Consider the following 12,882-nt stretch of genomic DNA (forward strand, 5'->3'; position numbering starts at 1 on the left):
CATCGCTCGCCAGTTTCAGGCGGGTGGCCCTCATCAGGAGACTCCGATGTCCGTTGAGCACGCTGCGGTACAACGCGCCGATTTCGACCAGGTTATGGTTCCCAACTACGCGCCTGCCGCTTTCATTCCGGTGCGTGGCGCCGGTTCCCGCGTCTGGGATCAGGCCGGCCGCGAGCTGATCGACTTCGCCGGCGGTATCGCCGTCAACGTATTGGGCCATGCGCACCCGGCGCTGGTCGGTGCCTTGACCGAGCAAGCGAACAAGCTGTGGCACGTGTCCAACGTGTTCACCAACGAACCAGCCCTGCGCCTGGCGCACAAGCTGATCGACGCCACCTTTGCCGAGCGCGTGTTCTTCTGCAACTCCGGCGCTGAAGCCAACGAGGCCGCCTTCAAGCTGGCCCGTCGCGTCGCGTTCGACCGTTTCGGCACCGAGAAGTACGAAATCATCGCCGCGCTCAACAGCTTCCACGGCCGCACCCTGTTCACCGTGAACGTCGGCGGCCAGTCGAAGTATTCCGACGGTTTCGGCCCGAAAATCACCGGCATCACTCACGTGCCGTACAACGATCTGGCGGCGCTGAAAGCCGCTGTTTCGGACAAGACCTGCGCGGTCGTTCTGGAACCGATCCAGGGCGAGGGCGGCGTACTGCCGGCCGAGCAGGCGTACCTGCAAGGCGCCCGTGAGCTGTGCGACGCGAACAACGCGCTGCTGGTGTTCGACGAAGTGCAGACCGGCATGGGCCGTACCGGCAACCTGTTCGCCTACCAGCATTTCGGCGTGGTTCCGGACATCCTGACCAGCGCCAAGAGCCTGGGCGGCGGTTTCCCGATCGCCGCAATGTTGACCACCGAAGCGCTGGCCAAGCATCTGGTTGTCGGCACTCACGGCACCACTTACGGCGGCAACCCGTTGGCGTGCGCCGTGGCTGAAGCGGTGATCGACGTGATCAACACCCCTGAGGTGCTGAACGGCGTCAACGCCAAGCACGACAAGTTCAAGACCCGCCTGCAACAGATCGGCGAGAAGTACGGCCTGTTCACCCAGGTGCGCGGTCTCGGTCTGCTGATCGGTTGCGTGCTGAGCGATGCCTGGAAAGGCAAGGCCAAGGACATCTTCAACGCCGCTGAACAAGAAGGCCTGATGATTCTGCAGGCCGGCCCGGACGTGATCCGTTTCGCCCCGAGCCTGGTGGTTGAAGACGCGGACATCGACGCCGGTCTGGATCGTTTCGAACGTGCTGCCGCGAAACTGACGCAAGCCTGATAGATCCTTCGGCGCCTGGAGCTTTCAGGCGCCGAACCCAATTTTGATGCCGGGCAAATCAAAGTGGGAGCGAGCTTGCTCGCGAATGCGGTGGGTCAGACAACCTGTTTGTCGACTAGTGAACCGCCTTCGCGAGCAAGCTCGCTCCCACAGTGTCCGGCGTTTTTTTACTGTGAATTTATAAGAGAAAGGAGTGACACCATGCTGGTGATGCGCCCCGCGCAAATGGCTGATCTGGGCGAGGTACAGCGTCTGGCTGCGGACAGCCCGATTGGTGTCACTTCCTTGCCGGATGACGTTGAACGCCTGAGCGACAAGATTGCCGCGAGCGAAGCCTCGTTTGCCGCCGAAGTGAGCTTCAACGGCGAAGAGAGTTATTTCTTTGTCCTTGAAGACACCGCCACCGGCAAGCTGGTGGGCTGCTCGGCGATCGTTGCGTCGGCCGGTTATTCCGAGCCGTTCTACAGTTTTCGCAACGAGACCTTCGTGCACGCCTCCCGCGAGCTGAAGATCCACAACAAGATCCACGTGCTCTCGCAATGCCACGACCTGACCGGCAACAGCTTGCTGACCAGTTTCTATGTGCAGCGCGAGCTGGTGGGTTCGCCGTGGGCCGAACTCAACTCCCGTGGCCGTCTGCTGTTCGTTGCCAGCCATCCGGAGCGTTTCGCCGATTCGGTGGTGACCGAGATCGTCGGTTACAGCGACGAGAACGGCGACTCGCCATTCTGGGACGCCATCGGTCGTAACTTCTTCGACCTGAACTACGCCGAGGCCGAGCGTCTGTGTGGCCTGAAAAGCCGCACGTTCCTCGCCGAACTGATGCCGCATTACCCGATCTACGTGCCGTTGCTGCCGGACTCCGCTCAGGAAGCGATGGGCCAGGTGCACCCGCGTGCGCAGATCACCTTCGACATCCTGATGCGCGAAGGCTTCGAGACCGATCACTACATCGACATCTTCGACGGTGGCCCGACCCTGCATGCGCGGGTTTCGGGGATCCGTTCGATCGCCCAGAGCCGTGTGGTGCCGGTGAAGCTCGGCGAGCCGGTCAAAGGTGCCGGGCGCCAGTATCTGGTAGCCAATGCCCAGTTGCAGGATTACCGCGCGGTACTGCTGGAACTGGATTACGCGCCGGGCAAACCGGTGACCCTGGATCTGGAAGCGGCCGAAGCCCTGGGCGTCGGTGAAGGTGCCAGCGTGCGCCTGGTGGCGGTTTAACGCCTTAGCGAGTTTCACGGGTGGCCACGGCGGCCCGTTTGAGGAGATAGCATGATTGTTCGTCCCGTACGCAGCAGCGATTTGTCCGCTCTGATCGACCTGGCCCGCAGCACCGGCACCGGCCTGACCACCTTGCCGGCCAACGAAGAACGCCTGACTCACCGGGTCGGCTGGGCCGAGAAGACCTTTCGCGGTGAAGCCGGTCGTGGCGACGCGGACTACCTGTTCGTGCTCGAAGACGACAACGGTCGCGTGGTGGGTATTTCCGCCATCGCCGGCGCTGTCGGTCTGCGCGAGCCGTGGTACAACTTTCGCGTCGGCCTGACCGTCAGCGCCTCGCAGGAACTGAACATCTATCGCGAGATCCCGACGCTGTTCCTGGCCAACGATCTGACCGGCAACTCCGAGCTGTGCTCGCTGTTCCTGCACGCCGATTACCGCACCGGCCTCAACGGCCGCATGCTGTCCAAGGCGCGGATGCTGTTCATCGCCGAATTCCCTGAATTGTTCGGCAACAAGATCATCGCCGAGATGCGCGGCGTGTCGGATGACGCCGGCCGTTCGCCGTTCTGGGAAAGCCTGGGCCGTCACTTCTTCAAGATGGAATTCAGCCAGGCCGATTACCTGACCGGCGTCGGCAACAAGGCGTTCATCGCTGAACTGATGCCGAAATTCCCGCTGTACACCTGCTTCCTGTCGCCGGACGCGCGCAATGTCATCGGCCAGGTTCACCCGGACACCGAGCCTGCACTGGCGATGCTCAAGAGCGAAGGCTTCAGCTATCAGGGTTACGTCGACATCTTCGACGCCGGCCCGGCCATCGAGTGCGAGACCAGCAAGATCCGCGCGGTGCGTGACAGCGAAGCGCTGGTGCTGGCCATCGGCACGCCGGGCGACGATGCCACGCCGTTCATCATCCATAACCGCAAACGCGAAGACTGCCGCATCACGGCTGCGCCGGCCCGTCTGGCTGCCGGTACGCTGGTGGTCGATCCGCTGACCGCCAAACGTCTTCAACTCAACGCTGGCGATCAGGTTCGCGCCGTGGCGTTGTCCGCTGCACGGGAGTCGAAATAATGAATTCGCTATACATCGCAGGTGAGTGGCTGGCCGGTCAGGGCGAGGCCTTTCAATCGCTGAACCCGGTGACCCAGCAAGTGCTGTGGTCGGGGGAGGGCGCCACCGCCGCTCAGGTCGAGTCGGCCGTGCAGGCTGCGCGTCAGGCGTTCCCGGGCTGGGCCCGTCGTACCCTGGAAGATCGCATCAGCGTGCTCGAGGCGTTTGCCGCCGCGCTGAAAAACCACGCCGACGAACTGGCCCGCACCATCGGTGAGGAAACCGGCAAACCGCTGTGGGAAGCCGCGACCGAAGTCACCAGCATGGTCAACAAGATCGCGATCTCGGTGCAGAGCTACCGCGAACGTACCGGCGAGAAGAGCGGCCCGTTGGGCGACGCCACCGCCGTGTTGCGCCACAAGCCGCATGGCGTGGTCGCGGTGTTCGGCCCTTACAATTTCCCTGGCCACTTGCCGAACGGCCACATCGTGCCGGCGCTGCTGGCCGGTAACAGCGTGCTGTTCAAGCCCAGCGAGCTGACCCCGAAAGTCGCCGAACTGACGGTCAAGTGCTGGATCGAGGCCGGTCTGCCGGCCGGCGTGCTGAACCTGCTGCAAGGTGCCCGCGAAACCGGTATCGCACTGGCGGCAAACCCGGGCATCGACGGTCTGTTTTTCACCGGCTCGAGCCGTACCGGCAATCACCTGCACCAGCAGTTCGCCGGTCGTCCGGACAAGATCCTCGCGCTGGAAATGGGCGGCAACAACCCGCTGGTGGTCGATCAGGTCGCCGACCTCGACGCGGCGGTCTACACGATCATTCAGTCGGCATTCATTTCCGCCGGCCAGCGTTGCACCTGCGCCCGTCGTCTGCTGGTGCCGCAAGGCGCGTGGGGCGACAGCCTGCTCAAGCGTCTGGTGGAAGTCAGCTCGACCATCGAGGTCGGTGCTTTCGATCAGCAACCGGCGCCGTTCATGGGCTCGGTGGTTTCCCTCGGCGCGGCTAAATCGTTGATGGATGCCCAGGCGCATCTGCTGGCCAACGGCGCGGTGTCGCTGCTGGCAATGACGCAGCCACAGGCGCAGTCGGCGCTGCTGACCCCCGGCATCGTTGATGTGACGGCGGTTGCCGAGCGCTCCGATGAAGAACTGTTCGGCCCGCTGTTGCAGGTGATCCGCTACGCCGACTTCGCGGCGGCGATTGCCGAAGCCAATAACACCGCGTTTGGCTTGGCTGCCGGTCTGCTGTCTGATTCCGAAGAGCGCTACCAGCAGTTCTGGCTGGAAAGCCGTGCCGGGATCGTCAACTGGAACAAGCAATTGACCGGTGCTGCCAGCAGCGCACCGTTCGGCGGTGTCGGCGCTTCGGGCAACCACCGCGCCAGCGCCTACTACGCGGCGGATTACTGCGCGTACCCGGTGGCCTCGCTCGAAACCCCGAGCCTGGTGTTGCCGGCGGCCCTGACGCCTGGCGTGAAGATGGTGTGATGCCCATCGCTGGCCAGCCAGCTCCCACAAGGACGATGAGATTCCTGTGGGAGCGAGCTTGCTCGCGAAGGCCGCGACTCGGTCTTATTGAATTGTTACCCGATGCCTATAACAACAGATTCTCGTGGAGCCTCGCTGATGAAATCCTATGAAGTCAACTTTGACGGTCTAGTGGGGCCGACCCATAACTACGGTGGTCTGTCCTACGGCAACGTTGCGTCCCAGAGCAACAGCCAGCAATCCTCGAACCCGAAGGAAGCGGCGCTGCAAGGTCTGGCAAAAATGAAAGCGCTGATGGAAATGGGCTTTCAGCAGGGCGTCCTCGCACCACAGGAGCGTCCGGACGTGGCTGCCTTGCGCCGTCTGGGTTTCAGCGGCACCGACGCTCAGGTGATCGAGCGCGCTGCAAAAGAAGCGATGCCGCTGCTGGTCGCCAGTTGCTCGGCGTCGAGCATGTGGGTGGCCAACGCCGCTACGGTCAGCCCGAGCGCCGACACCGCTGACGGTCGCGTGCACTTCACCGCCGCCAACCTGAACTGCAAATACCACCGCAGCATCGAGCACCCGACCACCAGTCGCGTGCTGGGCGCGATGTTCGCCAACCAGCAACACTTCGCTCACCACGCCGCGTTGCCGGCGGTGGCGCAGTTCGGCGACGAAGGCGCAGCCAACCACACGCGTTTCTGCCGTGAGTACGGCGAGGCCGGTGTCGAGTTCTTCGTGTTCGGTCGCAGTGCGTTCGACACCCGCTACCCGGCACCGCAGAAATACCCGGCGCGCCAGACCCTCGAAGCGTCGCAAGCGGTTGCCCGTCTGCACGGCCTGCGTGACGACGGCGTGGTCTATGCGCAGCAGAACCCGGCGGTGATCGATCAGGGCGTGTTCCACAACGACGTGATCGCGGTGGGCAACGGCGAGGTGCTGTTCTATCACGAGGACGCGTTCCTCGACACCGATCAGATGCTGGCCGAACTGCAAGCCAAACTGGCCAAGGTCGGTGGCAACTTCCAGTCGGTCTGTGTGCCGCGTTCGGCCGTCACCGTGGACGACGCAGTACGTTCCTACCTGTTCAACAGCCAGCTGCTGTCGCGTCCTGACGGTTCGATGCTGTTGATCGTGCCGGAAGAGTGCCGTGGCAACGAGCGCGTGTGGAATTACCTGCAAGGCCTGATCAGCTCCCGCGGCCTGATCCGCGAAGTGAAAGTCTTCGACCTCAAGCAAAGCATGCAGAACGGTGGTGGCCCGGCGTGCCTGCGACTGCGCGTCGCGCTCAACGAAACCGAGCTGGCGGCCGTCAACCCAGGGGTTATCATGACCGCCCCGTTGTACGGTTCGTTGACCGCATGGGTTGAAAAGCACTACCGCGACCGCCTGACCGAAAGTGATCTGGCGGATCCGCAATTGCTGCTTGAATGCCGGACGGCACTGGATGAACTGACGCAAATCCTTAAACTGGGCGCGGTTTATCCATTCCAGATCAATTGATGACCGGTGCGCCGCCTCGTCGCGGCGCACGGTTTCATCTCCCCAAGAGAGCGTAAAACATGAGCGATTCCCTGCAGCTGATCCTTGAAGACACTGACGGCACGCAATTGCAAACTTCCTGCACCCGCGTCGCGGTCATGTGGCAAGGCAAAGAGCTGTGGATCCAGCAGGACGGCCGCGGCCAACTGCTGATCGGCGTGGACGTCGAAGAGGGCGACGAAGAGTACGCCAACCTGCTGTTGCGTCCATTGGCGACTAATCTGGTAAGTCTGCAACTGGAGATGGAACCGGCTGACCTCGGCGACGATGACGGCCACGTGCACGGCCCGGATTGCAATCACGACCACTAAGGAAACCGCTCTATGCTCGCCCTCGGCAAACTGCTTGAACTGACCCTCGCCGGCCGTGAACCGGCGGAGAAGACTCAACTGACTGTCGAAGGCGTGCGCATGCGCTGGTTGAGCGAGGGTGCGCTGGAAGTCCGGCCACCCGAAGCGCGCGACAATGGCCTGGACCTGCTGCTGTCGGCAGGCATCCACGGCAACGAAACGGCACCGATCGAATTGCTCGACCGGCTGCTGCATGACATCGCTCGCGGCGACCTGAAGCCGCGCGCACGCATTCTGTTCCTGTTCGGCAACCCGGAAGCGATTCGCAAGGGCGAGCGTTTCGTCGAGCAGGATGTCAATCGACTGTTCAATGGCCGTCACGAACAAAGCAGCGGCTCCGAAGCCCTGCGCGCCTGCGAGCTGGAACGTCTGGCGGCAAGTTTCTTCAGCCTTCCTGATCGTCAGCGTCTGCACTACGACCTGCACACCGCGATTCGTGGTTCGAAGATCGAGCAGTTCGCTTTGTATCCGTGGAAGGAAGGTCGCCAGCATTCCCGTCTCGAGCTGGCCCGCCTGCGCGCCGCCGGCATGGAAGCGGTGCTGTTGCAGAACAAACCGTCGATCGTGTTCAGCTCCTACACCTACGACAAACTGGGTGCAGAGTCCTTCACGCTGGAGCTGGGCAAGGCGCGGCCGTTCGGACAGAACGCCGGGGTCAATGTGTCGCTGCTGGAAACCCGTCTGAAGCAGATCATCGAAGGCACTGAGCCTGAGATGGCCGAGCAGGGCCTGGACGGTCTGCAACTGTTCAGCGTGGCGCGGGAAATCATCAAGCACAGCGATGCGTTCCGCCTGAACCTGCCGGCGGACATCGAAAACTTTTCGGAACTGGATGTGGGTTATGTGCTGGCCGAAGACCTGGCCAATACCCGCTGGATCATCGAAGAGCAGGGCGCGCGGATCATTTTCCCCAATCCCAAGGTCAAGAACGGCCTGCGGGCGGGCATCCTGATCGTGCCGACCACTGACGAAAATCTTGCCTGATGATCGTCTTACTAGATGACTGATCGTTCCCACGCTCTGCGTGGGAATGCCTTAATGGACGCTCTGCGTCCGCTTTAGGGACGCGGAGCGTCCCGGGCAGCATTCCCACGCAGAGCGTGGGAACGATCATGGCAGTTTTTTTATGATGCTTAGACCGCAACAGCACGCGGCTCGGTGCGGCGCAACGCACGCACTTTCTGCAGCGTATCGGCGCAGGTCTTCGCCGCTTCCTGACCCTTGTGCACGAAATGCTCGAAGAAGAATTTCTGGTGTTCTTCGCCGGCATGGAAGTGGTGCGGGGTCAGCGACACCGAGAACACCGGCACTTCGGTTTCCAGCTGAACCTGCATCAGGCCGCTGACCACCGACTGGGCAACGAACTCGTGACGGTAAATTCCGCCGTCCACCACCAGGGCGGCGGCAACGATACCGGCATAACGACCGGTCTTGGCCAGCAGCTTGGCGTGCAGAGGCATTTCAAAGGCGCCGCCGACTTCGAAGAAATCGATGTCCGATTCCTGATATCCCTGAGCGATCATTTCGGCGAGGAAGCCCTTGCGGCTCTGGTCGACGATTTCCTTGTGCCAGCAGGCCTGGATGAACGCGACGCGCTCGCCGTGAGGGTGTTTGCTTTTGCTGTCGATAGCGGTGGGTTGCATGTTCTGACTCCTGTTTGTGTGAAAAACAGGGCGTTATGAATCGAAAGGGATTCAAGGGTACGCACGCTCGCGCGAACACGGCGGGCGGCCCTTTGGCGTCAATCCCGTTCTCTCTTCATCCGGACTGTGACCGTCGGCCCCGGAATCACACCGGGTCTGCTGACCTTGCCGCCGCTCACGGCATTTGCCGTGTACGTCACCAAGCGCTCGCGGGCTATGCGCATTGCGCGCAATTACCGCCGGTGGGGAATTGCACCCCGCCCTGAGAACGTTTCGCCGCCCTTTATCGGGCGGCGCAGCGTTTTTAACACAGATTTCCGGGCAGTGCATTGCGCCTTTGTGATGATTGCCATCGAGTTTTTCGAAGCACACAAACGACTTTTCCTTGCTCAAGGGTTGATTAATCCGCGCCATGCCCGCAGTAATTCGTCTTCGTAAAGGGATTTCCCCTGCTGACCAGAGGCCAGGTTCATGAGCGTTATCGATCTTCGCAGCGACACCGTCACCCAACCGACTCCCGCCATGCTCGATGCGATGACTCGCGCCGATACCGGCGACGACGTGTATGGCGAAGATCCGACGGTCAATCGTCTGGAGACCGAACTGGCAAAACGGCTGGGTTTTGCTGCGGCGCTGTTCGTCCCGACCGGCACCATGAGCAACCTGCTGGGGTTGATGGCGCACTGCGAGCGCGGCGACGAATACATCGTCGGTCAACAGGCGCACACCTATAAGTACGAGGGCGGCGGCGCGGCGGTGCTCGGCTCGATCCAGCCGCAGCCGCTGGAAGTGCGGGCCGATGGCTCGCTGGACCTGGATCAGGTGGCAGCGGCGATCAAGCCTGACGACTTCCACTTTGCCCGCACCCGTCTGCTGGCGCTGGAAAACACCATGCAAGGCAAAGTGTTGCCGATGGAGTATCTGGCCCGTGCCCGTCAGTTCACTCAGAGCCATGGCCTTCAGCTGCATCTGGACGGCGCGCGGCTGTACAACGCGGCGGTCAAGCTCGGGGTCGATGCCCGGGAAATCACCCAGTATTTCGATTCGGTCTCGGTGTGCCTGTCCAAAGGCCTCGGCGCGCCGGTCGGTTCGGTGCTGTGCGGTTCGTCGGCGTTGATTGCAAAGGCCCGGCGCCTGCGCAAAATGGTCGGTGGCGGCATGCGTCAGGCCGGATTGCTGGCGGCGGCGGGGCTGTATGCGCTGGATCACAACGTCGAGCGTCTGGCGGATGACCATGCCAACGCGCAGTTGCTGGCCGAAGGCTTGCGCGAGGCCGGTTTCAGTGTCGAGCCGGTGCAGACCAACATGGTTTACGTGCAGATGGGTGATCGTGCCCATGCGATCAAGGCATTCGCTGCCGAGCGCGGGATCAAATTGAGCGCTGCCGCGCGGCTGCGAATGGTCACGCACATGGACGTCAACCGCGCGCAAATCGAGCAAGTGGTCGCGACATTCGTCGAGTTTTCGCGCAAGTGACAGCGTTAGCCACCCAATTGACCGTTTCTATCGTATAAACACGCTGTACCCCGCGCGCAGGGCCGATATAATGCGGCCCTTTGCCGTCGTTTCGTCTGTTGACGTTTCGTACAGGCCTTTGGCCGCAGCCTCCGTGGAAGAACCTAATGAAAAGCGCAGAAATCCGTGAAGCCTTCCTTCGCTTCTTCGAAGAGCAAGGCCACACCCGTGTAGCCTCCAGCTCTTTGATTCCGGGCAACGACCCAACCCTGCTGTTCACCAACGCGGGGATGAACCAGTTCAAGGACTGCTTCCTGGGCCAGGAAAAGCGCGCGTACACCCGCGCCGTCTCCAGCCAGAAATGCGTGCGCGCCGGCGGCAAGCACAACGACCTGGAAAACGTCGGTTACACCGCCCGTCACCACACCTTCTTCGAAATGCTGGGTAACTTCAGCTTCGGCGACTACTTCAAGCGTGATGCCATCACCTACGCCTGGAACTTCCTGACCTCCGAGAAGTGGCTGAACCTGCCGAAGGAAAAGCTGTGGGTCACCGTCTACGCCAGCGATGACGAGGCCTACGACATCTGGACCAAGGAAGTCGGTGTGCCGGCCGAGCGCATGGTGCGCATCGGCGACAACAAAGGCGCGCCATACGCGTCCGACAACTTCTGGACCATGGGCGATACCGGCCCGTGCGGTCCTTGCACCGAGATTTTCTACGATCACGGCGCCGACATCTGGGGCGGCCCGCCGGGCTCGCCGGAAGAAGACGGCGACCGCTACATCGAAATCTGGAACAACGTGTTCATGCAGTTCAACCGCACCGCCGATGGCGTGTTGCACCCGCTGCCAGCCCCATCGGTGGACACCGGCATGGGCCTTGAGCGGATCAGTGCCGTGCTGCAGCACGTTCACTCGAACTATGAAATCGACCTGTTCCAGAGCCTGCTGGCCGCTTCGGCCAAGGCCATCGGTTGCAGCAACGACAATCAGGCGTCGCTGAAAGTCGTGGCTGACCACATCCGTTCCTGCGGCTTCCTGATTGCCGACGGCGTGCTGCCGTCCAACGAAGGTCGCGGCTACGTGCTGCGCCGGATCATTCGTCGCGCTTGCCGTCACGGCAACAAGCTGGGCGCCAAGGGCAGCTTCTTCTACCAGATCGTCGCCGCACTCGTGGCCGAGATGGGCGATGCCTTCCCTGAGCTGAAATCCCAACAGGCGCACATCGAGCGCGTACTGAAAGCCGAAGAAGAGCAATTCGCCAAGACCCTGGAGCAGGGCCTGAAGATTCTCGAGCAGGATCTGGCCGAACTCAAAGGCGACGTGGTTCCGGGCGACGTGGTGTTCAAACTCTACGACACCTACGGTTTCCCGATGGACCTGACCGCGGACATCGCCCGCGAGCGCAGCCTGACCATCGACGAAGCCGGTTTCGAGCGTGAAATGGAAGCCCAGCGCGTCCGTGCCCGTTCCGCCAGCTCGTTCGGCCTGGACTACAACAGCCTGGTCAAGGTTGACGTGGACACTGAGTTCACCGGTTATCACGCCACCAGCGGTTCGGCGAAAGTCGTTGCCCTTTATAAAGACGGTCAGTCCGTAGACGTCTTGAGCGAAGGGCAGGAAGGCGTTGTGGTTCTGAACCAGACGCCTTTCTACGCCGAATCCGGCGGCCAGGTTGGCGATTGCGGTTATCTGCAGGCCGGCAACAGCCGTTTCGACGTGCGCGACACCACCAAGACCGGCGGCGCGTTCCTGCACCACGGCGTGCTGGCGTCGGGCAGCCTGATCGTTGGCGCACCGGTGGAAGCCCACGTCGAAGCCGACGTGCGTCACGCCACTTCGCTGAACCACTCGGCCACTCACTTGCTGCACGCTGCGTTGCGCAAAGTGCTGGGCGATCACGTTCAACAGAAAGGTTCGTTGGTCGACAGTCAGCGCCTGCGCTTCGACTTCAGCCACTTTGAAGCGATCAAGCCGGAGCAGATCAAGGCGCTGGAAGACATCGTCAACGCCGAGATCCGCAAGAACTCCGCCGTTGAAACCGAAGAAACCGACATCGAAACCGCCAAGCAGAAAGGCGCGATGGCGCTGTTCGGCGAGAAGTACGGCGACAGCGTGCGCGTACTGAGCATGGGCGGTGATTTCTCCGTCGAGCTGTGCGGCGGTATCCACGCCAACCGTACCGGCGACATCGGTCTGCTGAAAATCATCAGCGAAGGCGGTGTGGCATCGGGCGTGCGTCGTATCGAAGCCGTCACCGGCGCAGCGGCGCTGGCTTACTTGAACGCTGCTGAAGAACAACTCAAGGAAGCGGCCAGCCTGGTCAAAGGCAGCCGCGACAACCTGATCGACAAGCTGTCGGCTGTGCTGGAGCGCAACCGCGCGCTTGAAAAGCAGCTCGAGCAGTTGCAGGCCAAGGCCGCCGCCGCTGCAGGCGACGATCTGTCGGCCTCGGCCGTGGACGTCAAGGGCGTGAAAGTGCTGGCCGTGCGCCTGGATGGTCAGGACGGCAAGGCGCTGCTGGCGCTGGTCGATCAGCTGAAAAACAAACTCGGCCGCGCAGTGATCCTGCTCGGCAGTGTCCATGAGGAAAAGGTCGTACTGGTTGCAGGCGTAACCAAGGACCTGACTGGCCAACTCAAAGCCGGTGATTTGATGAAACAGGCTGCTGCGGCAGTGGGCGGTAAGGGCGGTGGTCGTCCGGACATGGCGCAGGGCGGCGGTGTCGACGCCGGCGCACTGGATGGCGCTCTGGCGCTGACCGTTCCATTCGTCGAGCAGGGTTTATAAGACGGCCCGTCGGGCCCGCAGTCTAGTGGCGGGCCGGGCGGCTGTTTGAGTGATTATTGGGCGCCCTTCATGGGCAGAGGCGGCTTT

At 62.1% G+C, this 12,882-nt stretch carries 10 protein-coding genes and 1 riboswitch; of the genes, 9 read left to right on the forward strand and 1 reads right to left on the reverse strand.

All coding sequences use genetic code 11. From position 1 onward, the window contains the following. Window positions 1-46: 46 nt before the first annotated feature. The 7 genes from AC1MDC_RS04110 to astE all read left to right on the forward strand — a co-directional run bounded on the left by AC1MDC_RS04110 (window position 47) and on the right by astE (window position 7,889). Window positions 47-1,267: an aspartate aminotransferase family protein gene (locus AC1MDC_RS04110; RefSeq protein ID WP_085697082.1), complete on the forward strand. Its 1,221-nt coding sequence runs from the start codon at window positions 47-49 to the stop codon at window positions 1,265-1,267. 201 nt (window positions 1,268-1,468) lie between these two features. Beyond that, entirely contained in the window at window positions 1,469-2,488 is a 1,020-nt protein-coding gene (gene aruF, locus AC1MDC_RS04115; protein WP_064598807.1) for an arginine/ornithine succinyltransferase subunit alpha, read from the forward strand. A 51-nt stretch (window positions 2,489-2,539) separates the two neighbouring features. Then, entirely contained in the window at window positions 2,540-3,565 is a 1,026-nt protein-coding gene (gene astA / locus AC1MDC_RS04120) for an arginine N-succinyltransferase (RefSeq protein ID WP_011335534.1), read from the forward strand. Next, window positions 3,562-5,031, forward strand: coding sequence for a succinylglutamate-semialdehyde dehydrogenase (gene astD / locus AC1MDC_RS04125; protein ID WP_480392631.1), 1,470 nt, complete (start codon window positions 3,562-3,564; stop codon window positions 5,029-5,031). Before astA ends, astD begins: the two co-directional genes overlap by 4 nt. A gap of 138 nt (window positions 5,032-5,169) precedes the next feature. Further along, window positions 5,170-6,516, forward strand: coding sequence for an N-succinylarginine dihydrolase (gene astB, locus AC1MDC_RS04130; protein ID WP_480392550.1), 1,347 nt, complete (start codon window positions 5,170-5,172; stop codon window positions 6,514-6,516). Between the two features lie 59 nt (window positions 6,517-6,575). Continuing rightward, complete coding sequence (locus AC1MDC_RS04135; RefSeq protein ID WP_011335531.1) at window positions 6,576-6,866, forward strand: hypothetical protein; 291 nt, start codon at window positions 6,576-6,578, stop codon at window positions 6,864-6,866. 12 nt (window positions 6,867-6,878) lie between these two features. Next, the gene (gene astE / locus AC1MDC_RS04140) at window positions 6,879-7,889 is read left to right on the forward strand and encodes a succinylglutamate desuccinylase (protein WP_007951052.1); all 1,011 of its coding nucleotides are present in this window, start codon (window positions 6,879-6,881) and stop codon (window positions 7,887-7,889) included. 149 nt (window positions 7,890-8,038) lie between these two features. Here astE and AC1MDC_RS04145 read toward each other — a convergent pair whose 3' ends face one another. After that, window positions 8,039-8,548, reverse strand: a complete 510-nt coding sequence (locus AC1MDC_RS04145; RefSeq protein WP_039772077.1) for a 6,7-dimethyl-8-ribityllumazine synthase — start codon at window positions 8,546-8,548, stop codon at window positions 8,039-8,041. A 102-nt stretch (window positions 8,549-8,650) separates the two neighbouring features. Next, window positions 8,651-8,822: riboswitch (FMN riboswitch) on the reverse strand. A 197-nt stretch (window positions 8,823-9,019) separates the two neighbouring features. Between AC1MDC_RS04145 and ltaE the strand changes: the two genes are divergently transcribed. Together ltaE and alaS are read left to right on the forward strand one after the other, a co-directional pair. Then, window positions 9,020-10,024: a low-specificity L-threonine aldolase gene (gene ltaE / locus AC1MDC_RS04150; protein ID WP_480392551.1), complete on the forward strand. Its 1,005-nt coding sequence runs from the start codon at window positions 9,020-9,022 to the stop codon at window positions 10,022-10,024. Window positions 10,025-10,170: 146 nt separating this feature from the next. Beyond that, window positions 10,171-12,795, forward strand: coding sequence for an alanine--tRNA ligase (gene alaS / locus AC1MDC_RS04155; protein ID WP_480392552.1), 2,625 nt, complete (start codon window positions 10,171-10,173; stop codon window positions 12,793-12,795). Window positions 12,796-12,882 lie beyond the last annotated feature (87 nt).

This window comes from Pseudomonas sp. 1 (genome assembly GCF_056626735.1).